The following is a 22529-nucleotide window of genomic DNA, read 5'->3' on the forward strand; positions in this document are numbered from 1 at the left end:
GATAGACTTTGCATCTAATCTAGTAGCAGAAGCTACCCTGTGGGAATGCGACTTCTTGTCGCACCATAATTCTCTTTATTGGAAGTTTATTAATATTAGCTTATTTGTCTTATAAGTTAAATTGAGAACAATTAGATTCCAAAATATTTCAGTTCTTTTTGTATGTTATTCAAAGCAAATCCCTCTCGTTCTCGAAAGGAATTATTTGATTCGTTCGAAGATAATATCAAAATATTGTGCGTATCCTGCGATTGATGGTGCAAAGATTTGAACAAATTTCCAACCGTCTTCAGCATGTTCGGCAATAATACGCTTATAATCTTCTTTAGGTTCTCCTTTCCAGTTATTAACTTCGACTTTCACGAATTTGTAATCATACATATCCTTTCCCTCTTTTCCTAATTGTACCATTTCGGAGAATCGATTTGTTATGATTTTTGGATGTGTATGGTATTTGCATTTAGTTAATATAACGTAACATTATCGGTAGCAAGAAAAAGGCGAATCCCTACTTTCAAAAGGAATTCGCCTTTTTCTTTTTCTATAAACCTATTCATCTTTTTATACATTCCTATCATGGTACGGTTTTCGGGTTCTCGTTTGTTACTGGATTATCCGAAAAAATTGTATAAAATCTTGCATGCTCTTAGCGTGGGGGTTTTCCAAAATACTGGCGGTACACCTTATTAGATTTTCAACATAAAAAAAGTACCCCTAATTAGAACCAGGGATACTTCTTTTTATATTTCTGTCAGTAATTTAAATTTCATTTTCTGCTCTGCAGTTAATTCTTTTTCTACATAATTATTTATAAGTAGATCAATTATTTCATGAGCAAATTTCTTTTTGGTAATTTTCATTAGCGCTTCAAGTTCTACTTTTGATTCATTAGGAACTTTAATGATTGCTTCTTGGTTTTTAAACTTCTTTTTCTCTGGCGCCTGTAATTTCTTGTCTTTGTTTAAACCTAAGTTGTCAGTAATAGGCGTAACGGTTACTACAAATGAATTATTCTTATTTTCCACTTATTTATCAATCTCTACAAAAAGACGCCCCAGAATTAACAAAGATACTGTCTCGACTGTTTAATCTTTTACAGAAAAACGGACGACCATAGGTATGAGAAGAAAACAGTCTTTGATATCTTAGGCGTCGTATATAACTTTTCTATGTCTTACAATCATGTAGCATAATTTAAAAAAATTGAAACCCGATAGAGTTTATTTGGTATGCAAATCTTTAAAGACTTACATTAGATCTTTAGAAAAAAGAAAAAATTTCACATGAAATTAACCTTATATAAGCTTAGCTTGATGGGCATGTGGCGAGACCCCTTATAGTATTAATATGTTTATTTTAGGTGACTGTTTTTTTAATCATATGTTATAAAATCAGCCTTTCCTAAAAATAGGAAAGACGCTGCCAATGGTTTGCAACGTCTTTCGAATCGTTTATATGTAGTTATTCCCTTACATTTTACAAGTTATTAACTTATATTTCCTATTTATCTTTAGAATATTTAGTTGATAACTATTTATTGGGGTACAGCCGAGATACCTATGACCTATTTTTGCATGTATCTTGGCTGTACCTCTTTATTAAGGAAAACCTAAATCGACTTGCATGTACATTACGATTCTTTGGGGGCCGTACATACCTTCCCTAAGTTTTGTTAATAACATCGAAGACAATCAAAAAGGGGGAAAGCTATAATTGGTGGGGTCTGCTGAATAAGCAGATCTTTTTATTTGAATTCCGCAAAAAATTTTGTGTCTATAATTCCAAAAGCGACTTTACAGGGAAATGGGTTTTTACCTTCTGAAGCAGCATGCATACAAGAAAGCACCCAATATTCCAGTTCTAACGGTAAGCGATATATTTGAAGACTACCATCATTGTTTTTTACTGTTACAATCGGTGCATTTACTCTAGTTGTAGCAAAACCATCCGTAGTTATCATTGCTACTGCATCATTCGCTTGAAAACCGGCGCTTAACACCTCGTAAATCACTCCGTCTTTCTCATTAATAATCATAGGTATATTTAGAAAGGGATAGCTATTAATATCATTATGAATAACTACTCCTGCTGTATTCTTTCTTATCTGATTCCCTTGCATTTTATAACCCCCTTTATAAGAATCTAACATGTTCGCTTACATGCTTTCTATTTTACATCTATTATATTAGAAAATTGTAGTTTCATCTTGTTATCAAAAGCATCCGTACATATAACAGTGCTATTTGGTGGATCAATATCAACAACAGTCATATAGCTAGAGAGCACATAACCATCTTCATAATATGTAATTAGTATTTCTTCTTCAGATAATAAGGAACATAATAACATGTTCTCAATTAGTTCTTTTTCTTCATCTGTTAAGATCGGCCGAGTTACTTTGCTTTTCTCCTTGATGATTTCACGAATACCAACAAACTGCTCTGGCATACTGGCGAACGGTTGCCATTTTACCATTCCTCTTCCTTTTGGCATATTAGCGTTATTCATGATTTATGTCCTCCTATTAGAGTGTTTCTATATCTAGCTGTAGCGCTATTCGTGTAGGAAATCCCACGTAAAATACTGTTTTTCCCAAACTTAGTGCGTATTTCATCCATTACTTTCGTTAACTTCACTTCTTGTTCTCGCTGCGTTATGTTATCAAAAAGAGAAATTTGTTCCTCTCCTTCGTGGATTAGGTTCGTTAGAGAGATGTTTATGCTGCGAATGGGTTCGCCTGTATATTGTTGATGTAAAAAGTATGTACAGATATGATAAATATCCATTGTTAAATTTGTTGGGCGGCCTAAAGTATGTGTTTTTCTAATGTCGCCTGTATAACTTTTGCTATAACCGACTGAAAAATGAACGGTTTGAGCAAGTTTATTTTGTCTTCTAAGCCGATAACAAACTTCTTCAATATGTTCCAGTAGAATAATCGGAAATTCTTCTATTGTGTAATCGCGCATGAGTATTTGGCTTTTCCCAACAGAAGTTGTGGCAGGAACATATTTTTCTGAAATGCGACTAAAGTCAATTCCGTAGCTATGTAAGTGTAATTCTTCTCCAATCTTACCGAAGCTCTGTTTTAAGTATTTAAGAGGATAATTGGCTAAATCTCCTATAGAATGTATTCCTTTTCGATTCAACTTTTCTTCCGTTTTGTACGAAATGCCCCAAAATTTATTGAGCGGTCGTATGCTCCATAATTTTGTTGGGACATCTTCATATTTCCAATAGGCAATACCGTTTTGATTCTTCTTTGCTTCAATATCTAAAGCTACTTTGCTCATTAAAGGGTTAGGACCAATTCCTATTGTGCACTCGATTCGTGTTTTCGCATATATTTCACGTTTAAATTTCAACGAAAACTCATAGGGATCGTTAGCAAATAAATGAATGCTATCTGTAATATCCATGAAGAACTCGTCGATAGAATATTGGTGAAAATCCTCAATAGGAACGTACTGTAAAGCTAATTTTGTTATGTAATTAGAGCATTTAATGTATGTTCCCATAATCGGATTTACAACAAGAATGTCTTTTCTGCAAGGAATCTCGTATAATCTGGCCATCTTCTTTACACCCAATGCTTGTAATGGTGGAGTGGCAGCTAGAACGATTGAACCATTTCTATTTACATCACCGACTACTGCCAATTTTGTATACATAGGATCTAACCCCATTTTGATGCAACTTACTGAAGCGTAAAAGCTACGTAAATCAACACATAAGATGATTCTATTCGGTAAGATAGAATAGTCATACACTGTTATTCCTCCTTAAATATAATAAGAACATAGGTTCGTCTTTATTATACACGAACCTATGTTCTTTTATGAAGAGGTTTTACAAATAAAAATTAAATATAAATATTTAATTAAGAAATATGTTTGAAGAAGAGTTCAAAACCCCAAAAACGAATCTTTAAGCTAGATTTGTTCTTTCTTTTATGTGCTTTTTTCTTTTTCTTTTTCATAATATACCCTCTTTTTTTACTGCATGTTTCGGATTATACTCATCCTGATCTTATATTTTAAGTAAAAATCTAAAGAATTTTTATTTATTTTCAATTTCCTTTATTCCGACGAAATATAGCAAAAACTGTGCGAGCTTCGTCGATGAATATTAAGAGGTATTGGAGCTTTGATAAGGAATTTTCCTTATAGGAGGTGGCGTAGCGCTATGATTGAAGAAATTAATAAGGTGCAGCAAGCAAGCTTATTAGAGATGGAAAAGAGACTAGGTGATCGTATAGATCAGAAAAATAAATTAATCGAAGAGGATATTATAGAAAGAAATAAATTAATAAGAGAAGATATGAAAGATCGGAAAGAACGAGAAAAAAGGATAGAAAAGAGGTTAGAACTAAGGGATGATAATCTTATGAAGATGGTTAGAGAGATTCAAGAAGCTAAACGTACTATCGTATCAGCCCAGGAAGAAATAGCAGCAGCAAAAAAGAAAGCCTGGTGGAAATTTTGGAAGTGAGTACATTCATTAGTGGATGTACTTATATTTGTGAAAATAGTAAAAAGGGCTACTCAATATGAATAACCCTTTTCTTATAAATTGGTAGAAAACAACATACTAATACCTATTGAGAATACTTTTCAAACGCTTTACTAATAACTACAAGTCCTATTATGAAAGAAAGTGTTCTTATAATTAATTCAGCAACTAGCAAATCACCCATAGTCTTTGAAACATCATATAATTCACCAGTAATAATAATTGGTGCCATGATTATTAGTATTCCTATTAGAATTTGAATGAACAGAATATATTTAGGTTGCAGAGAGATCACCTCCATTAAATTAGCATGTATAATGAACTTAACATGTAATTAAGAAGTAATCGATCATTTAAAAATTTATCAACTTTAAAAATATACATATCCTTCTTTATAAATATACTTATAGTGGCTCGTCGCATAAGATGCACTAAAACCTACACTTCCTGTCTTCCCTACAGTAATGGATACATTGCCATTAAAAGTAGTTGTTCCATTATTATGAAAATCACCATTAACAATATAGAAAATTCTGTTAGGATCCTCTAAATTCGCTTGAACTGTACCACTGAACGTTTTAGAAAGACCATTTGCGTCTCTATTCATATTAATATGTTTTATTTCCTTAATACCCCTGAAGCTTCCACTCCATTCATTTGTTTCACAATAAAACCTTAATGAAGGGCTATAGAAAGGTGTTACTGAAAAATTGGTTGTTAGTGTTCGGTACGTACCGGCAAGTGTTGTAGCAGATGATTGTCCACGAGATTTCCCCTGAGCTATGAGTTGCTGAGAAATTTCTTCTCTAGGTTTATTGGTATCTGCAGCAATTTGATTAACAAGCTCACCAAACGTTAGTACCTCACTCATTTGTACATTCGATTGATCTGATAAATCTAATACATTACCTTTTTTTACAGTAGAATCAGCTGTGTTACCCTCAGCTGCACTTGCAATTGTTCCTTCTCCTAATATAGCAAGAGATAATCCTGCAACACTTAAAACTTTACTAATCTTTTTCATTTTTTGATGCAGTTGAAAAACTTACAACAAAAACAATTGATGAGTATTTAAAATACTACTACCATTTCTATAAAGCTGTGCATAACACCATGATTGCTAACTATATGGAGGCTATGGAGCAATTTGAAGAAGCTGAACGACTTTTAGAGTATATTCCTAATGACATTGAAAAAGCTGAATTTAATTATAAACTTGGTGAACTATATTACCATCTTCAACAACCTTTATTAACAATTAAGCATGTCATGAAAGCAAAAGACATATACAAAAAGCATGAAGATTATGTAGTGAATCAAATTGAATGCGATACAATCCTGGGATTGGCAAGTGTCACTTTAAGTCAGTTTGAACAAGGAGAAGAGCTTTTTGTTAAGTGCTTAGATATGGCTAAAAAACATAACTGTACTCGACTAATTACCTTAATTCAGTACAACTTGGGTTTCCTTTATGCAAAACAAGGTATATCCGCAACTGCAATTCGACATTTAATGGATGTATATAAATCTGAAAAATCATATCATAAAACTGTATTCTTACTGGCTCGAGAACATTTTGAAATAAATGAAATTGAACAAGCGCAAGAATTTTTGACTCAAGGCTTTGACTCAAGGCTTTGAATTAGCTGACGTTGAATATACACATCATTTACGAATACTTCGAGCACAATACGATGAAAATTATAAGCAGAATCTAGAAACAACGATTGTAGATGGCCTAGATTACTTTGAATCCCAAAAGCTTTATGGATTTATGGAAGAGTACTCTGGAATTTTAGCGAAAAAACTTTATCAAGAAGGAAATCATGAGAAAGCTAGCCAATATTTTAATATATCTTATGATGCTAAAGAATTACTTCAGAAGGGAAGTGCGTTAAAATGAAAAAAGTACTAATGGGATTTGTTAGTTTTGCTGCCGTTTTAACTATTGGTAGTTTTACGGAATCTTATACATCACAAGCTGATCATGGTAGACCGCCTGTACCACAAAGACCAGATTATATTTCTAGCTATGAAAATGTGTACGGAAATGCAGGTATGATTACTCTTGACCATGGCAGACCTCCTGCACCAGCATACGAATACGGTGATAATTATATTGGCCATGGAGAACGTATTTAACAAAAGAGAGGACGTAATGTATACGTTCTCTCTTTTGTTATTTATACATTCTTGTTATATCACCCTATAAATATTTCTATCTATATGATAAGGTTGTGATATTACTATATAGGAGGTCTATTGCTTTTAGGCTTATTTGGAACAAAAAAGCCTAAAACAGTTACAGATACGGAGTTTTCTTGGAAAGATAATAAAATTAAAATTACAGAAAGATATGTAGAAACCTCAGGTTTAATTAATTTTATCCGTGTTCCATAAAAACACATCGAAACAGTTACATATGAAATTAAGACAGTAAAGGTAGCAATATCTGTAGATATAAACCTTATTGGAAAAGGCGTAATCCTTGGAACAATTGCTGTAGGTATAGACCTAAAAGATGAAGTGTAAGACTGGTTATTAGAAAAACTGAATTTGTGTTAGATTACTAGAAAAACAACATTTAATCAGCTTGTTCATAGGGGAGTAGTAATTAAAAATAAAAGGATGGTATTAACATGAAATCAACAGGTGTTACACGAAAAATAGATGAATTAGGGCGAATTGTTCTTCCAAAAGAGTTAAGAACAACATTAGGAATTGCAGAAAAAGATCCTGTAGAAATATTTGTAGAAGATGAAAAGATCATTTTACAAAAATATAAATCTTTCGATTCTTGTGTAGTAACTGGTGATATTTCAGAAAGAAATATATCATTAGCAAATGGGCAAATTGTTCTTAGTCCTGAAGGCGCTGAACATTTAATTAAGCAGATTGAACAACAATTAGTTAAGTAGATTCATTATTCTTAGTAAATTACATTAAAGAAAAAGACATCTTAATAGATGTCTTTTTCTTTAACCAACATAATTCCATCAATACTACTTTTACAATAGCAAATATATCAGCAATCTTTCATATCATATTCATTTTAATATAAAATAATCGTTTATTCTATATATTTAAATGTAAATTCAAGAAAAACACATAATTTCCAACTGGAAAACGAACGCAATTTTGTAAAATGACTTGGATATTTAAGTTGAGTAAGGATATAACAGGAATAATCGTTCTTATTTAGAGAAGAATGAGAATAATAAATTGGAGTTCTTTTTGCAAATACCTAAGTCTGTATGTTTATAATCACAATATTGTTTATATATTCATAAAGGAAAACTCTATTTTAATCAATCTTTTGATAAAATGGAGTTTTTTTATTTGTTGTTAAATAAGGATCGAAGGATATTTTTTAATCAATCTTTATTTTTAAAGCTATACCGAATCCTTAAGTTGATGGGCTGAATCCCGTATTTCTCCTTTTCGAGGGGGAGGCAAAACACCCATATAAAAATTCTACAAAAAAAGAGAAGATCAAAGAACAAAATCTTATCTTTAACACACGAAGAAAAAAGGGGAAATCTATTTGATTAAAAATATGTTTTAGACTATTGAAAAATAGTTGTATACTGACAATATGTTTTCTGTCCTTGAAAGATAATGTATTAGACGAGATGACTGGGGGAGTTGGAAGGATAAACGTATATGAAAACCGCCTGTGAGAGCGGTCAATTTTTTAAGTAGTAATTGAGTTCATGTTTCCATCGAAAAAATGCACCTTAACGAGGAGCATTAAGATATGTCTTTTTCACTTTAATGCTTTTATTATGTTATCTACAAATATTTTATCGATTTCATGTCCATGGTTTATTTGTTCTGGGTCCATAAGTAATGCTTTTGATCTTTCTTTGTCAATCCACAAATGATACGTCTGGGTAGTTCCATTTAAATAATGAACATTGATTTTAAAATTTGGTTCTTTTATGTTAGATGGATTTGTCGGGGTATCGAAGTGAGTGAATTTAATAGCATTCAAGAAGTCTACAATCTCTAGGTCCTTAACGAATATATATTTTTTATTACCCTCAACTTCAATAAATTCAACAGGTTTATTTTTTATGGAGTGTGATCCCTCACCATCATTCGCTGTATATTGAAGGATAATACCATCTTCTGACTGGGTGCAATCTCTTAGCATATATGCAAGACCATGTGTTTCTTGAGGAGTAACGAACTTATTACATATATCCTTTCTATTGTCGTTTTTGTACTTGTGAATAAAAGTAAATTTCTCATTTTGATAAGTTACAGTGTCTAAACTCGGTACTTTTGCCTCCTCGTCAATTAAATAATTTTTAATTTGTATCTCATCATTTTTCTTATTTTTTACATTTTCATAAAATTTTTCAAAACGTTCTAGATTTCTAGATTTTTCTTTAGGTATGTGTATTACAATCTCATTTTTACTTGCTTCAGAAGATGATTCTTCATTACCACATGCAGTTAAAGAAGCGAGCGATATGCATATTGCTCCAACAATTAATGTTTTCTTCAAATTAAGTTCCTCCTTTGAATATATTGCAAATTTAATTATATCAATGATTAACTATTTTCCCCTAAAAAATTTAACGATTCGAATAGTTTCCGTATTCCATCATCATTAATTTAAAGCAAAGATGTATCTATAAAACGGGAAGAACGTTATTCTTTTTGTAGAAATATACAGAAAGGATGACGTTTTTTTTATGTCTATTTCTGTATCTGATGAATTACAGCTATTTGCTCAAGAGATTCAACGTTTTTTATCTTCAAATATTTTACGAGACCTTGCTAGAGATATTGGTTTTGTGCAGCAAGCTAGTAAGTACAATGCAAAAAATTTAATCGCTTTATGTGTATGGATGAGTCAAAATATCACTACGACTTCATTAACCCAGTTATCTAGCCGTTTAGAAGCATCAACAAAAGTACTCATCAGTCCTGAAGGACTAAATCAATGATTTAATAAAGCAGCCGTTCAATTTTTACAACATATATTAGCTGAACTACTAAACCAAAAATTAGCCTCATCTATGCCGATTTCTTCTCCATATACTTCTAATTTCAAATGTATTCGTATTTTAGATTCAACTGCATTTCAACTACCAGATCCTTTTTCATCTGTTTATCCGGGTACAGGAGGTTGTAGTCATACAGCGGGGGTGAAGATTCAGCTTGAGTATGATTTATTAAGTGGACAATTCCTTCATATTCATACAGGACCAGGTAAACAACATGATCGAACCTACGGTTCCCTGTGTGTAATAGCGAATGATTTATCTATCCGAGATTTAGGCTATTTTCATTTGAAAGATTTTCAACATTTACAAGATCAAAAGGCTTATTATATCTCACGTATCAAATCGAATACACGTATTTATCAAAAAATCCTATCCTAATTATTTTTAAGATGGAAGACTTAGGGGTAGCATCACATCGCTATCAAGCTAAGAAAATACAACTTCTCCCGGAATGTAAATTTTATCCATTGTTGAATACTGATAAGATGGTTATGTTAACTGAAGGCAATAGATTTATATAAAAAGGATATTGTAATCGACTTAGCTCCTGAAGAGAAAAAATAAAGTATATGATAAAAAACGCAAACCCCTAATCAAAAGAGACTTGCGTTTTTTTAACTAACGTTTTTCCATTTTTCCTCATTAACCAATAGAAAGCAGACAACTTTTTCGTTTTGGGGTGTTATAAAATCCTTAAGTTGATGGGCATGTATGATGACCACTAACAGACCATTTGAAATGAAAAATTACTAAGTAAAAAAACTAGCGGTTTCTAATTGCGTTTCCTCTTTTTTATTTTAAATCAAGATTCTTAACAGTTTTTAAAGTGAATTACATGCATTCAAAGTTAATTGTATGGTTAAAAAGATTGATTAACAGGTTGATATATAGTAGCTAAAGTTTGCACTTCTGATTCTGGAGCTGTAGATAATGGATAATACCCTTTTTTGACCATATATTGCCATACATCGTATGCATGTCTACCACTATTTAAGAATGCATTTTCTAAGAATGTTCTTAAGTTAGGGTTTGCGCATTCTAATACAGAACCAGCATAATTTAAAGCTGCTGACTTTTGATTTAATAAGTATCCAGTTGCAATTGCTCGGTCATTAGGTGGTGCTCCGCTTACATCCGGAGTAACAGGCGGCAATTCTTCAACAGGTGTTCTTAAGTAAGAAGATAGTACAGGTGTTAACTTAGATGGCTGAAATTTTTCAATATTTGGTTCACTTAGACTCTGTACGAATTCAACTTTTAAATTATAATCCTGCACATGTAATGGAAAATGTTGTTGCAATAATTGTTTTAATTCGGGATCTTGTGCCTGCTGAATGTATGTACTCATCGTATTAATTGTATTGTAACAACCAGCAATTAATTCACTTAAATCACGTAATTCATGTGTAGCTAATTGCATATTTTATTCCTCCTTTTTTATATCAATTCTATGTTTTACTAAAACAATAGAAATTATGATTAAAACAAAAATAAATTTTTATGAATACATATTTTTCATAAATTTAAATTGATAGTAAAAAATCTTAGATTGATAATGATGTGCTCCTAAGGAAACTTGTAGTCTAAATAATAGCCATTCTCATGTGTTATTGAAGTGATTTATAAATGGGGTCGCACCACACATCCATCAACCTAACAGCACAGGTTGCCCCCAAAACGATAAAAATGAACTTCATTGCTATAAAAGACTCTAATTTTTCGTTTTGGGGGCATTATAAAATTTTAACTTGATGGTGATGGGGTACCGCCAGCATTTCGGAAAAAACCATGCTAAGAGCATGCAAGATTTTATACATTTTTTCGGCTCATTTAGTAACAAAGGAGAACCTGAAAACCGCACCATGATAGAAATGTATAAAAATATGAATAGGGTATAGAAAAAGGTGAATTCCTCTTGAAAGTAGGGGTTCGCCTTTTTCTTTGCTACCAATAATAGGACGTTATGTTAACTTAACTTGTATACAATATACAAATCAAATCACAAAACATATTAGTTCTTCTAAATGGTACAATAAGGAAAAAAGGGGGTTCTAAATAATGCCTTTAGAAACGACCATTTCTTGCATCATTATTGCAATAATCATTGGTGCACTATTTGGAGGAATTATACGTATAATTCAGCGTAACAGTAATCAAAAGAAACAAAATCAAGTTGAGCAAAAATTAGATAGAGTTATTCAACTGTTAGAAAAACAAAATAAAGATTGACCTTACCTCCAAACAGAAGTGGTTTGCTATAAAAATCATTAATAGGAGTTAAAACATGAATTTTACAGAGAAAGAAATTAAGAAAACCAAACAAAAAGTGTTAATTATATTATTTTGTATAGCTGGTTTATTCGTATACGGAGTTTATTGGGCATTCTTCAGTATGGATCGACTACCTACAGGTGAAAAGATTGCTGAAAAACAATCTCCTGACGGAACATATACATTTAAAGCTTATGTAACAAATGGCGGAGCAACAACAAGTTTTGCTGTTAGGGGAGAGTTAGTATTTAATCATCGTGAATATTTTAAGACAAAGAATGTGTATTGGAATTACCGAGAAGACACGGCAAAGATTGTATGGAAAGACAATGATACAGTAATCATTAACGGACATATGTTAAATGTTCCTGAGGATACATATGATTTCAGAAACGAATAACTGTAGACTTATAGATACATTGACTACCGTTAACGAATTTTACGTAAACTAGCCTCTCTTGTAGGAGCTAGTTTTTTCTTAGTATGGATTTTTTCCAAAATGCTGGCGATATCCCAACAAGGCTATTAAAAAAAGGGCTTATATGAATATCAATCTCCTTTAATTATGTATAATTATTTCACTGCTTCTTTTAATTCTTTTCCAGCTTTAAAAGCAGATGCCTTTGAAGCGGCGATTTGCATTTCTTCACCTGTTTGTGGGTTATGTCCTGTACGTGCAGATTGTTCACGTACTTCAAATGTACCAAAACCAAGAATTTGTACTTTTTCTCCATTTGCTAGCGCATTTGTTATTGTATCTAAAATAGTTTGTGTTGCTGCAACTGGATCCTTTTGTATAAGTTCCGTTTTTTCTGCTACTACTTTTGTTAATTCTGTCTTATTTATTTTTTGCACCTCTTCATATGTAATTAGGTGACTATTATAATATTATGCATAGAAAAAGTACTAGCAAGAGATAAGGGACAATTTCTGTATGGTAGTAAGAAGAAAAATCTGTTAATGAAATTCCAGGGGGTTAGCTTGATGGGCATAGGCTAGTATCAAGAAAATGCGGATTTCCAGCGTTAAAGAAATTTCAATATTAAAAAGCCTAACTTCTCTATTTAATATGAAGAAATTAGGCTTTTTTCATTTAGTGATGAAACCCATTATTACATTTCGTATCATGTGGCATAGGTCCGTCCAGGGAATCCAGAAAGGCAACGGTCTGTTTGAGGTTCCTCAAAAATAAATGGGCAAGATCCATGGAAAATCCATTTCGAACCACAACGCGCATAATCGTCACCGCTTCCATATCTGGAGGCAATGGGTAGGCAGGTACTTGCCAGCCGAACACACGCAATTGTCGAGATAAATCATAAAGATTCCAATTTGATGTGTAACCTTCTTTCAGTCGCCAGGCGAAAACCGGAATTTCCGAACCATCGGACAAAAGTTCGAACGCTTCCATCTTCTGAATGGCTTTGCTAAGAAAAAGAGCGACTTTCTGGGAAGTCCTATGTACATCATAGTACCCACTTTTTCCTAAACGCAGGTAATTGTAATATTGTAGGAGCACTTGTGCACCAGGACGAGAGAAATTCAGGGCAAAGGTCGGCATGTTCCCGCCTAAATAGGAGACACGGAAGATTAGATCCTCAGGGAGATCTTCAGCTTCCCGCCAAATTATCCAACCCAATCCAGGATAGACTAATCCATATTTATGTCCGGATACATTGATGGACTTCACCCTCGGTAATTGAAAATCCCAGACTAAATCTGGTTGAAGAAACGGTGCTATAAATCCTCCCGAAGCTGCATCCACATGCATGGGAATGTCAAGACCCGTCCTCGCCTGTAAATCATCCAAAGCTTTCGCAATTGCGGCAACCGGTTCGTAAAGACCGGTATAAGTTTCACCAAGAATCGGTACCACACCAATCGTATTTTCATCCACGGCCGCGAGGACTCCCTGAGGATCCAATTGGGGATGTTCTGGGCTAACCTTCACATAGCGTGGTTCAACCTCCCAATAATTCGCGAATTTTTCCCAAACGACCTGAACAGCCGAACTAAACACAATATTGGGACGATCCACTGGCTTCCCTTCTTTTTTACGTGCATTTTGCCAGCGTCGCTTTAAAGCAAGTCCACCGAGCATACATGCTTCCGACGATCCAGTTGTTGAAACGCCCATAGTCGTAAGGGGGCTGGGCGAATGCCAGAGGTTGGCTAAGATGCGGACACACCGCTCCTCAATTTCAGCTGTCTGTGGATATTCGTCCTTGTCAATCATGTTCTTGTTGAATGATTTTGCATATAATTGCTCTGCGGCAGGCTCCATCCATGTGCTAACGAATGTTGCAAGATTCAGGCGGGCGTTTCCATCGAGAGCAATTTCATCATGGACGATTTGATACGCTGTTTCTGGTAACATACCTTTATCAGGAATATGAAAGCGCGGAACGACGGATTCTCCTTCGCGGGCAAACAGAGGATTTACAGAAAATTCTTGAGGTAGCTCTTTTTGCATGTGACGCGGTAGAGATTGTGAATTATCTGGCATAATCTCTTTTTTTTCATATGCATCCTTTTGAACTTTTACTTTTCGATCCTGTGGCATACAAGTCCCCCTTAATTAATTTTTTAACAAACATATTATTTACAAAAACTCATTTGTTAAAACAAGGGACAATCCTATTAATGATTCACCATACTACCTACTTTATCTTGGTTTTCGCAACTTCAGTAAGTGTGGGGCGATAGAACGTTGAAGATTTTACGGTTGCAACGTTTTTCTGCAACCAACCTCATATCCTCAGTTTTCGAAGAGCAATCTGTACAAGTAAATGATAGCAAACATGTTGGCCTATGCCAACTGACATGAATCTCCCACGTACTCACTTTGCGTTCCTTAAGGAAGGAGTCTTCTTGGCTAAAATGATAAATTATAAAAATATAGGTATAGGTAAATAGAGAAGAATATATCATTCTTTAAGAATGATATATATTTAAAGTTAATTAACTATAAGAAAAAGAATTTCATATTACAACTAAATATAATTAATTTACTTTACCTATGTGATGAAAAGAACAGTTGTAGAAAAATTAAACAATCATTTGTTAAAACATTTTTAGTTATGAATTAATGTGTGGGGATTATAGAGTTTTTTAGTTTTCTATTTAATAAATCTCTCATTTAATATATAAATTTTATACAACAATGAAAAAAGCATCTGCTATGGATACTTCCTCTAAAAATTTATCTCTACAAGTTCCTCTTAAGGATTTCTCTTCCTGAAAAGTAATTAACTTTTAAACTTTTTCTAATATTCGAAACCACTATTTGTAATCCAATCCATATTTTATTGATACCAATGTAGTTACAGGTATGTTAAAATTCACTTGAAACATTGCTTTTGGGAATACAATTGCTATCATAAACGCAATTTATTTTCTACAAACTGATTGGGTTTTAACCCAAATCGCGGTTTTATTCCGCAGTCCTTAATAAATTGTTAAGGACCTTTTTTATTTGTCTTTTAGCTGCGAAAAAATAAAATTTGCAAAGATATAAACTTTTCATAATGGGGGTACTTCATAACTTTATTTTGATAGCGATCTGCTGAGACTCCTTTTTATATGAATATAACAATGATATGGTTAATTTTTATTCATAAAAAAACAAAAAAAGAAGAGGGATATCTCCCTCTCCACCAACAAAATCAAACATATTTACAATTAAGGAAGGGCATACATTCATCAAGTGATGAAAGGAACAATAATAGTTCACCTAGTGAATTATAACATAAAACAACTCCTATTAATAGGTAATATTACCATTAATGTAATTTATGTGACAAATTTATTAAATATCTTAATATTAAAAGGCTTTATATGTATGTAAATGGAATGTGGATAGTGTAGGGATAAAATATAAGGGGGATATATATGATGTTTAACAAAAAACAAAAATTAGTAACAACGGTAACAGCTTTAACATTAGGATGTGGATTTACTTTTGGATTAACACCAGCCTTTGCAGATTCTACTAAGATTTCCGCAAACAATACTCCTGTTCATTCTATTCAAAACCAAGAACAAGAACCTTTTACTGGATATGTCATTTCAATAGATAACAATTATTTAGTGGTTGCTGCTACTCCTACAAAAGATGAAGCACTTACTTATCAACATGATTGGTGGGATCTAGTTTCCCAAAACAAAATTTTAAGGGTTCCTGTTTCAGATAGTGAAAACTACAAATTAGGTGAAAAATTAAACGTATATGCAGTTGGGTGGACTGCATCATTACCACCAATTGCTGTTATGCCTACAATCGAAAAATTAACCCAATAGGTAATAGTGCTTACAATAATAAAGGGCATCGTTCTAATTAGAATGGTGCCCTTTATTTAATAACAATTCAAACGTGATCACTCAAATCTATTATATTTGAAAATTGCAGTGTCAACTTATATAAAAAACATTGGTACATATGACAGCACTATTTGACGGGTTAATATTGAAAACAGTCATATAATTAGAGCGTGTATAACCGTCCTCATGATAGGTAATCATTATTTCTTCTTCAGACAATAAGGAACATACTAGCATGTTTTCAATTCGTTATTTTTTTCAATTGTTAAGATTTGACGGGTTACTTTGTGTTATTCCTAAATCATTTCACGTTTAAATTTCAACGCAAACTTATAGGGATTCTTAGCAAATAAATGAATACTATCCGTAATATCCATGAAGAATTCGTCGATAGAATATTGGTAAAAATCCTCAATAGGAACGTACTGCAAAGCTAGCTTTGTTATGTAATCAGAGCATTTAATGTATGTTCCCATAATCAGATTTACAACAAGAATGTCTTTTCTGCGAGGAATCTCGTATAATCGGGCCATCTTCTTTACATTCAATGCTTGTAATGGTGGAGTGGCAGCTAGAACGATTGAACCGTTTCTATTTACATCACCGACTACTACCAATTTTATATACATAGGATTTTACCCCATTTTGATGCAACTTACAGAAGCGTAAAAGCTACGTAAATCAACACAGAAGAGGATTCTATTCGGTAAGATAGGATAGTCATACACTGTTATTCCTCCCTAATTAAAAAAGAACACTTTATCTTTAGAAAAGGTATGCGATAGGGTAGGTATAAAAAAATCAATTAGGCTATTTAATTAAGTATAAACAGATCGAACCTATCAATCTGGCTACCTGGAAAGCAGATGGCGGATATCGTTTTGAGCAAGAAGACGTAAAAAAGTTAGAGGAATTATACAAAGCCTCTTTTACATTAAAAGAGGCGACTGAATTTCTAAATAAGTTTAAGACTTACGTTCATAATGCGGCTAAAGATGAGATATTGCCCTTTAAAGAGATTGCTAAAGGGAAATCTACTGAACGATTATACTTAAAATCCGATTTGGAAATTTTCAAAGAAAGAATTGAAAATAGATCAAAAGAAGAGTCGAAAGAAAAAAAGCAGCATTTAAGTCTATACCTTGATGAAAAGGTATTAGAAGCAATAAAGAAAAAGGCCGAAAAGAAAGGGTATAATGGCTACAAGAAGTTTGCTGAAGACATTTTATCCGCAGAAGTAAAAGAAGACATAGAAGAATAGAAATTCCAGAGAAAATATACCCCTAAAAAAACAAAAAACGTTATAAGGGGTATATTTTTGTTTTCAAGAGATTTATAAGTTATCAGGTCTAATTGCATTACCTGAAACGACAATGACGTTTACAAGCGAATTTGAGAGGTCGTTTTTTTGTTCAGTCAAAAATTGCTGTTATTACAAAAAAGGAACTGATTATAAGAGAAAAAGTTTCACAATCTATAATATTGATATTTTTGGAAAATAAGGTGTTGTTTACTTAATAGTATGGGAGGCTTTCAATAGAAGAAAGTAATTTGATATAAAACATAGAAAATAAATTACGAAAAAGAAAAACTTTAAATATACATATTTATATTATAGTAAACTAACTAATATTTGATATTAGTCTACATACTAAGAAACCTCTTTTTCAAATTTAAAGCTACTATTAAAATTAAAAGGATTAATTTAATAATATCTTAATGCAGTAGGGGTTATGATATAATGTAGATAGTAACTGAAGACGTGCGGTGGGAGGTTGCACCCTTTCTTTCTCTTAATTAAAGAGGGAAAGGAGGTGTAACCGATATGGATTTTTTACTTCAATTATTACAAGATGCTACGAAGCTATTCATAACAGTATTCGTAACAACTTATGCAACTGCTTATGCAAATAAGTTAGTTAAAAGTAATAATAAACGTAAAAGAACCACCGCGTCCGGCAAGACAAAAGGTGGTTCAAAAAGAAAATAACTAAAAACTTGCAACCAACCACCTTACAGCGGCAGTTACATATTGGACGGGATGTTTCCAGCATCCTGTCTTTTTAGTTTATGCAATTCAGTTAAGTACTATACTGAATATATATTGGATATACATTCAATATATATATAATTTACAGTAAACATACCACGTTTTTATTATTTCGTCAATAAATAAGCGGTCATGATCTCTTTCAAAGTGTATATGGAGTAAATTACAAAACTTAGCTGCTTTTATCTAACACTATATACTAAACGTAATAGAAGTTATATGTGTTATGTGTGTAAATTATCCTAGGAAAACTTCCTAGGAAATATATCATAAGTTCATACAAAACACATACATTGTATATATAATATATATGTTAGTATTAATATATAAAAGTGCATTTAAATGATTCAAATTTAGATATACTAATCTATTCATCAATAATATATTAGTGGAAAATTTAAAGTCAGATTATACTTTTTTCTGTTACTTACAATTACTAATAAGATGAATTAAAACAGTTAATCTAAATATCAATTAAGCGAGGGGTTGCAAAATATGAAGAGGAAAAAGACCTTAAAAATCGAGAAAGATATACAGCGATATGCACAATCACTATTATTACCAAAAAAAGAAATTCACCTGCCTGTAATTCCGATTTTAAATGAAGGAGAAAATCTCCCTCTTCTTTATAAGGCATTAAATGACGGATTGATGTCTAGATTATCTAGAGGGGAATTAATACTGCCTAATTTTAAAGATTGCGAAACAGTGGCAATCTTTACGGATTATGGTGGAGAGTCGAAAGATAGCAAGTATCTCACGTATACAATTACACTCGTGGACTACAATCGACTCGATGTTTTCCAAGATACTATGAAGAAGATACGAGAAAAACATCAGTTAGATAAACCAATAAAAGAAATTGCTTTTAAAGACTTAAAATACGGCCCTATTAATCGTTCACTGGGAGAGTACCTAGATAATATTAATAATTTAGTAAATGGTATAGCATTTACTTTAGTAGTGGACAAGGAAATTCACTCATTAGCTGACATTAACGAAAAGCAGTCAAAGAAATTAATTGCAAAAATCCTAGAAGAAAAAGGCTATGGTACATTTAAACCCGATGTAGCAGAAAAAGTATATCGAATTACTCACTTAATCTCTTATTTAGTTCATTTACTTGTGCCTTATGGAAAAAAAATATTCTGGATGTCCGATCAAGACTCAACAATCGCAACTGAAAGCAAACACCAAAACATTGCTAGACTTATCCGAAATGCTATATACAGTTTTAATAATGCAAAATATGACACTATAGGTTATGGAAAACCATTCCCAAAGCAAGAAGATACTTTGTTCTTAGATTTGTTGAGTATATCTGACTTAAAAGCTGGTGCAATAGAACATTATTTAACTCGCAAAAAAAAATTATCTAAATCCGATTTTACAATCAGTACCGGTGCAGATAAAATTACACAGTGGATAGCTAATAATGGTATAGCATTTAAAAAACTAAGTTATGTTATTGATTATAATAATGATAAAGCAGCATATAATGGGGGGTTTTTAGAATTTCAACTAAAAAAAAACCCTCAAAATGCAAGATATATTGATATTACCTTATAATTTAAGAAAGCAGCCGAAAAATTATTAAATTACATTTTCGGCTGCTTTTATTTATACAGATTTTTCACATTTTACAATAAAAAAAAGGCGGTACCTCCTTTTTTAAATTATGAATTTTTAATTGGCGGAAACTTCGGTATTGCAGCTCCATCAAAAGCATCCCAATACCAAACACTTCTATAAGTGTTGGTGCTTCAAATAGAATAATCTAGTTAAATTGACTATCCTGGTAGCGATTTATTAAATTTGGATAAAAAAGATTTATGAGCATGTCGATCTTAATAGCTAAATGCAATATCATACTATGAATTAATAGAAATTGTTCGCTTTATAGAAAAGAGATATTATCCCACTTAAAAATGAGGGTTTTAATGGTGTATAGGAGGAGGTAATACGAAAATTGTAATTTGTATATTGGTTTAAACTTTTGAACATAAGACAAGAAACTCTAGGCGAGCTTAAAGAATTAGTTTCAGAAGAAGATAATAACACATCTTGTTTATTTTCAAGACATGAAGACTTCATTGAAGAAATGAAAAGTATAAATGATTTGTTGCTGTATTAAAACAAGATTTTTAATGAACGTTTTTATCTTTGTAATAAAAATTAATATTAATATAACATGTTTTTAAGATTTATGTAATGTTTTCTGCTTATTATTAAATCAGGGGGTGTTAATATGACTGTAAGCATGTTTTTTGTTAAACTTATTTCTGCAATTTTAGCGTGTTCATGCGTAGTACCTGCTATCGATGGCATCTTTAGTAAAATTGAAGAATATGTAGGCTAAAGCATCCATAGCGGTGCTTTTTTGTTATATAGGGTAATATCATATAGGAGTAAAAGCCATACATATGATAAAAAAGAACAATTCCAGTAGGAATCTTAATTGTTCATTGAAATGTGTTCTATATTTGCACCAGAACCGATTAAAATTAAGGTGCTTCAGTTGGAGGAAGGAATCTTATAGTATCTTTGCATTGGGTTTATTTATATAATTAAATTATATAAATAAAATGATTATAGAAGGGTAAGTGAATATTATAATTAATTTTGAACCATTTAATCCAATAGTGAATGACATAGCGATCAAACTTGCTATGGTACTGTTTATACCGTTATTCTTAGCATTGCTTATCAAAGTCATACTTATGAAATTTATGAGAGAATCGATTGCTGGTAGACTAGCATCTCTATCTTGTCTATTTTTTATGTACTATGTATTTAAATTTGTTACAGAGTAGAAAGGCATCTAAGGATGTCTTTTCTTTATAAATAAAAGTAACGTAATATTTTATACGCCCACACAAGATTACATGTATTTAGTTCTGTAAATCTATAAAATTTTAGTTTGGATTTTCTTGTCCCAATCAAGTCCCAAAAATGAAAGTTTAGAGTTTCATGTCTTTGTACAACAACAGTACAAGATGGGGGAAGGGGGTAACTATCATCACCCAAGTGTTCGTTAAATTCTTATTTAACGAACAGAGAATATGCACTTCTCTTTATCAAATACATAAAAAGCCACTGTATCTCTTTTATAAAATACAATGGATTTTATAAAAGAGATAGATTAACATATTAAATTCTTATCCCTTAGAGAGATAATTCATGTCATGTATCAATTTCATCACTTTCTTCTAATTGACATTGTTCTAAACGCTCAATTGTAGCTCGAAGTTTAGTATCATCAATATTCGTATAAAGAGATGTAGTTTCCATCGAATTATTCCCCATTTGATTTTCCAACAGAACCAAATCTTTATTTTCATTATAATGATAAGTTGCGTATGTATGACGCAACTTATGAGGGCTCTTTTTTTCATCAAATGCTCTAGTATATTTCTCTGTGAGTTTTTGTATAACCTTTTAGCTTGATAGCGATGTGACTCTACCTCGTTGTACACAATGAAAGTATTTCTTCCACAAGAATCTAAGGCACTAAAACAAATAAAAGTTTTTTCATTTATTTGCAAAAAATTCAGTTAATGGTTTTTTATTCTTTTTAATGTATATATCTATTAAATTTAGTTGTTTATATGCATTTATAATAGTTTTATTTGCATACTTATTAATTTTTAGACTATTAAAACTTTATTTTCTTTTCAATTAAATCATTTGCCTCTTCTGTATAAGGAATATATACTTTGAGGTGTAAGGATTAATACCTTATAAAAAATTTAAAGGAGGTTTTTTTATGAAAAAAATGAAAAAGTTAGTGAACATTGCGTTAGCCGGAACTATCGGTTTAGGAGGGGTGGGAGCATTTGCACCAACAGATGCAAGTGCAGCTGAGGTCTCTCCTGCTAAAACTAATATTCCTACTAACCTATCTACTGAATTACCTACTAATTTTGTAGAGTCTAAGTTACCAAATGCAGCGAAAGCTAGTGCGAATTTAGATGTAAGTATAGATGTATTAGGTATCGCTAATTTGATTAGGAATGCTATTAATAGTCAAACTAATCGTTCAGGATTTGTAAAAGGTGTAATGGAATCAACATTTTATTCTGCAGGTCAACGTTATAATGTTATGGTTTTTAACTTAAACCAAAACTATGAGGATCGTTTTAACGGTGTTAAATTCTTTGGAACAACAGTATATGATGGAATCACTTTTGGAATTTGGGTATTTGAGGATGGGGAATTCACGAATAAAGGTGATGGTGGATGGATTAACTGGGCATTTAGAGGTTGGTTCGATCGTGATGGTGGCCATGTTAAATTTTATCGCCCATAAAAATAAACCACAAAATCAGCCAATTTTGCGGTTTATTAAATAAAAAGTA

21 protein-coding genes and 8 pseudogenes are annotated in these 22529 nt (G+C 32.1%); 15 read left to right on the forward strand and 14 right to left on the reverse strand.

Annotated features, from left to right (window positions below):
• Positions 1 to 201: 201 nt before the first annotated feature.
• On the reverse strand, positions 202 to 381 hold the full coding sequence (locus QO049_RS22640; RefSeq protein WP_097797625.1) for a DUF4177 domain-containing protein: 180 nt from the start codon (positions 379 to 381) through the stop codon (positions 202 to 204).
• A gap of 359 nt (positions 382 to 740) precedes the next feature.
• Positions 741 to 1025: a hypothetical protein gene (locus QO049_RS22645; protein WP_246963328.1), complete on the reverse strand. Its 285-nt coding sequence runs from the start codon at positions 1023 to 1025 to the stop codon at positions 741 to 743.
• Here QO049_RS22645 and QO049_RS22650 point away from each other — a divergent pair.
• A pseudogene (locus tag QO049_RS22650) lies at positions 1016 to 1193 on the forward strand (IS4 family transposase); the annotation flags it as partial. The gene QO049_RS22645 and the pseudogene QO049_RS22650 overlap by 10 nt on opposite strands.
• A 551-nt stretch (positions 1194 to 1744) precedes the next feature.
• Here QO049_RS22650 and QO049_RS22655 read toward each other — a convergent pair.
• Genes QO049_RS22655 through QO049_RS22665 form a run of 3 tightly spaced genes read right to left on the reverse strand, consistent with a single transcriptional unit; the run spans position 1745 to position 3770 of the window.
• Entirely contained in the window at positions 1745 to 2119 is a 375-nt protein-coding gene (locus QO049_RS22655) for a hypothetical protein (RefSeq protein ID WP_246963325.1), read from the reverse strand.
• Between the two features lie 47 nt (positions 2120 to 2166).
• Positions 2167 to 2508 carry a YolD-like family protein gene (locus QO049_RS22660; RefSeq protein ID WP_246963322.1) on the reverse strand — a complete coding sequence of 114 codons (342 nt, stop codon included), beginning with the start codon at positions 2506 to 2508 and terminating at the stop codon, positions 2167 to 2169.
• Complete coding sequence (locus QO049_RS22665; protein ID WP_167092679.1) at positions 2505 to 3770, reverse strand: Y-family DNA polymerase; 1266 nt, start codon at positions 3768 to 3770, stop codon at positions 2505 to 2507. Before QO049_RS22665 ends, QO049_RS22660 begins: the two co-directional genes overlap by 4 nt.
• A 406-nt stretch (positions 3771 to 4176) precedes the next feature.
• Between QO049_RS22665 and QO049_RS22670 the strand changes: the two are divergent.
• Positions 4177 to 4491: pseudogene (locus QO049_RS22670) on the forward strand (DUF3967 domain-containing protein); the annotation flags it as partial.
• Positions 4492 to 4597: 106 nt separating this feature from the next.
• Here the strand turns inward: QO049_RS22670 and QO049_RS22675 are convergent.
• Together QO049_RS22675 and QO049_RS22680 are read right to left on the reverse strand one after the other, a co-directional pair.
• The gene (locus QO049_RS22675) at positions 4598 to 4813 is read right to left on the reverse strand and encodes a hypothetical protein (protein ID WP_142331187.1); all 216 of its coding nucleotides are present in this window, start codon (positions 4811 to 4813) and stop codon (positions 4598 to 4600) included.
• A gap of 69 nt (positions 4814 to 4882) precedes the next feature.
• Positions 4883 to 5536, reverse strand: a complete 654-nt coding sequence (locus QO049_RS22680) for a hypothetical protein (RefSeq protein WP_246963319.1) — start codon at positions 5534 to 5536, stop codon at positions 4883 to 4885.
• Here QO049_RS22680 and QO049_RS22685 point away from each other — a divergent pair.
• From QO049_RS22685 to QO049_RS22700, 4 genes and pseudogenes are all read left to right on the forward strand, one after another.
• A pseudogene (locus QO049_RS22685) lies at positions 5533 to 6415 on the forward strand (tetratricopeptide repeat protein); the annotation flags it as partial. The gene QO049_RS22680 and the pseudogene QO049_RS22685 sit on opposite strands and share 4 nt — an antisense overlap.
• Entirely contained in the window at positions 6412 to 6654 is a 243-nt protein-coding gene (locus tag QO049_RS22690; protein ID WP_246963316.1) for a hypothetical protein, read from the forward strand. The pseudogene QO049_RS22685 and the gene QO049_RS22690, both read left to right, overlap by 4 nt.
• A gap of 120 nt (positions 6655 to 6774) precedes the next feature.
• Entirely contained in the window at positions 6775 to 6912 is a 138-nt protein-coding gene (locus QO049_RS22695) for a hypothetical protein (protein WP_246963313.1), read from the forward strand.
• Between the two features lie 239 nt (positions 6913 to 7151).
• Positions 7152 to 7430 (forward strand): AbrB/MazE/SpoVT family DNA-binding domain-containing protein, encoded by a 279-nt coding sequence (locus QO049_RS22700; protein WP_284489507.1) that lies wholly within the window; start codon positions 7152 to 7154, stop codon positions 7428 to 7430.
• A gap of 848 nt (positions 7431 to 8278) precedes the next feature.
• Here the strand turns inward: QO049_RS22700 and QO049_RS22705 are convergent.
• The gene (locus QO049_RS22705; RefSeq protein WP_193409711.1) at positions 8279 to 9025 is read right to left on the reverse strand and encodes a DUF4362 domain-containing protein; all 747 of its coding nucleotides are present in this window, start codon (positions 9023 to 9025) and stop codon (positions 8279 to 8281) included.
• A gap of 190 nt (positions 9026 to 9215) precedes the next feature.
• Here QO049_RS22705 and QO049_RS22710 point away from each other — a divergent pair.
• Positions 9216 to 9896: pseudogene (locus tag QO049_RS22710) on the forward strand (IS4 family transposase); the annotation flags it as partial.
• Positions 9897 to 10389: 493 nt separating this feature from the next.
• On the opposite strand, the gene QO049_RS22715 reads toward QO049_RS22710, so the two are convergent.
• Positions 10390 to 10950: a spore coat protein gene (locus tag QO049_RS22715; protein WP_001175194.1), complete on the reverse strand. Its 561-nt coding sequence runs from the start codon at positions 10948 to 10950 to the stop codon at positions 10390 to 10392.
• Between the two features lie 638 nt (positions 10951 to 11588).
• Here QO049_RS22715 and QO049_RS22720 point away from each other — a divergent pair.
• Positions 11589 to 11759: a DUF4083 family protein gene (locus tag QO049_RS22720; protein WP_001127871.1), complete on the forward strand. Its 171-nt coding sequence runs from the start codon at positions 11589 to 11591 to the stop codon at positions 11757 to 11759.
• A 55-nt stretch (positions 11760 to 11814) separates the two neighbouring features.
• Complete coding sequence (locus QO049_RS22725) at positions 11815 to 12201, forward strand: DUF5412 domain-containing protein (protein WP_044585223.1); 387 nt, start codon at positions 11815 to 11817, stop codon at positions 12199 to 12201.
• A gap of 173 nt (positions 12202 to 12374) precedes the next feature.
• On the opposite strand, the gene QO049_RS22730 is transcribed toward QO049_RS22725, so the two are convergent.
• The gene (locus tag QO049_RS22730; protein ID WP_246963632.1) at positions 12375 to 12647 is read right to left on the reverse strand and encodes an HU family DNA-binding protein; all 273 of its coding nucleotides are present in this window, start codon (positions 12645 to 12647) and stop codon (positions 12375 to 12377) included.
• Between the two features lie 247 nt (positions 12648 to 12894).
• The gene (gad, locus tag QO049_RS22735) at positions 12895 to 14364 is read right to left on the reverse strand and encodes a glutamate decarboxylase (RefSeq protein ID WP_284489508.1); all 1470 of its coding nucleotides are present in this window, start codon (positions 14362 to 14364) and stop codon (positions 12895 to 12897) included.
• Positions 14365 to 15695: 1331 nt separating this feature from the next.
• Here gad and QO049_RS22740 point away from each other — a divergent pair.
• Positions 15696 to 16100, forward strand: coding sequence for a DUF3221 domain-containing protein (locus QO049_RS22740; RefSeq protein WP_000482308.1), 405 nt, complete (start codon positions 15696 to 15698; stop codon positions 16098 to 16100).
• 67 nt (positions 16101 to 16167) lie between these two features.
• Here the strand turns inward: QO049_RS22740 and QO049_RS22745 are convergent.
• Positions 16168 to 16411 (reverse strand): annotated as a pseudogene (locus QO049_RS22745) (YolD-like family protein); the annotation flags it as partial.
• Between the two features lie 12 nt (positions 16412 to 16423).
• Positions 16424 to 16849: pseudogene (locus QO049_RS22750) on the reverse strand (Y-family DNA polymerase); the annotation flags it as partial.
• Positions 16850 to 16913: 64 nt separating this feature from the next.
• Between QO049_RS22750 and QO049_RS22755 the strand changes: the two are divergent.
• The 4 genes and pseudogenes from QO049_RS22755 to QO049_RS22770 all read left to right on the forward strand — a co-directional run bounded on the left by QO049_RS22755 (position 16914) and on the right by QO049_RS22770 (position 20984).
• A pseudogene (locus QO049_RS22755) lies at positions 16914 to 17382 on the forward strand (helix-turn-helix domain-containing protein).
• A gap of 564 nt (positions 17383 to 17946) precedes the next feature.
• On the forward strand, positions 17947 to 18111 hold the full coding sequence (locus QO049_RS22760; RefSeq protein ID WP_000346798.1) for a hypothetical protein: 165 nt from the start codon (positions 17947 to 17949) through the stop codon (positions 18109 to 18111).
• A 555-nt stretch (positions 18112 to 18666) separates the two neighbouring features.
• Positions 18667 to 19740, forward strand: a complete 1074-nt coding sequence (locus tag QO049_RS22765; protein ID WP_098292829.1) for a hypothetical protein — start codon at positions 18667 to 18669, stop codon at positions 19738 to 19740.
• 1034 nt (positions 19741 to 20774) lie between these two features.
• A complete protein-coding gene (locus QO049_RS22770; protein ID WP_246963302.1) occupies positions 20775 to 20984 on the forward strand; it encodes a hypothetical protein in 210 nt (69 codons plus the stop codon).
• Between the two features lie 370 nt (positions 20985 to 21354).
• Here the strand turns inward: QO049_RS22770 and QO049_RS22775 are convergent.
• Positions 21355 to 21603 (reverse strand): annotated as a pseudogene (locus QO049_RS22775) (tyrosine-type recombinase/integrase); the annotation flags it as partial.
• 334 nt (positions 21604 to 21937) lie between these two features.
• Between QO049_RS22775 and QO049_RS30990 the strand changes: the two are divergent.
• The gene (locus QO049_RS30990; RefSeq protein WP_284489509.1) at positions 21938 to 22480 is read left to right on the forward strand and encodes a stress protein; all 543 of its coding nucleotides are present in this window, start codon (positions 21938 to 21940) and stop codon (positions 22478 to 22480) included.
• Positions 22481 to 22529 lie beyond the last annotated feature (49 nt).

Source organism: Bacillus sp. RB3, from assembly GCF_030164735.1.
GTDB lineage: Bacteria > Bacillota > Bacilli > Bacillales > Bacillaceae_G > Bacillus_A > Bacillus_A cereus.

Coding starts and splice junctions, on each gene's coding strand:
- QO049_RS22740 (WP_000482308.1), top strand. CDS start 15,696: ATGTTTAACAAAAAACAAAAATTAGTAACAACGGTAACAGCTTTAACA.
- QO049_RS22720 (WP_001127871.1), top strand. CDS start 11,589: ATGCCTTTAGAAACGACCATTTCTTGCATCATTATTGCAATAATCATT.
- QO049_RS22765 (WP_098292829.1), top strand. CDS start 18,667: ATGAAGAGGAAAAAGACCTTAAAAATCGAGAAAGATATACAGCGATAT.
- QO049_RS22715 (WP_001175194.1), bottom strand. CDS start 10,950: ATGCAATTAGCTACACATGAATTACGTGATTTAAGTGAATTAATTGCT.
- QO049_RS22640 (WP_097797625.1), bottom strand. CDS start 381: ATGTATGATTACAAATTCGTGAAAGTCGAAGTTAATAACTGGAAAGGA.
- QO049_RS30990 (WP_284489509.1), top strand. CDS start 21,938: ATGAAAAAAATGAAAAAGTTAGTGAACATTGCGTTAGCCGGAACTATC.
- QO049_RS22680 (WP_246963319.1), bottom strand. CDS start 5,536: ATGAAAAAGATTAGTAAAGTTTTAAGTGTTGCAGGATTATCTCTTGCT.
- QO049_RS22725 (WP_044585223.1), top strand. CDS start 11,815: ATGAATTTTACAGAGAAAGAAATTAAGAAAACCAAACAAAAAGTGTTA.
- QO049_RS22675 (WP_142331187.1), bottom strand. CDS start 4,813: ATGGAGGTGATCTCTCTGCAACCTAAATATATTCTGTTCATTCAAATT.
- QO049_RS22700 (WP_284489507.1), top strand. CDS start 7,152: ATGAAATCAACAGGTGTTACACGAAAAATAGATGAATTAGGGCGAATT.
- QO049_RS22660 (WP_246963322.1), bottom strand. CDS start 2,508: ATGAATAACGCTAATATGCCAAAAGGAAGAGGAATGGTAAAATGGCAA.
- QO049_RS22690 (WP_246963316.1), top strand. CDS start 6,412: ATGAAAAAAGTACTAATGGGATTTGTTAGTTTTGCTGCCGTTTTAACT.
- gad (WP_284489508.1), bottom strand. CDS start 14,364: ATGCCACAGGATCGAAAAGTAAAAGTTCAAAAGGATGCATATGAAAAA.
- QO049_RS22760 (WP_000346798.1), top strand. CDS start 17,947: ATGGATTTTTTACTTCAATTATTACAAGATGCTACGAAGCTATTCATA.
- QO049_RS22655 (WP_246963325.1), bottom strand. CDS start 2,119: ATGCAAGGGAATCAGATAAGAAAGAATACAGCAGGAGTAGTTATTCAT.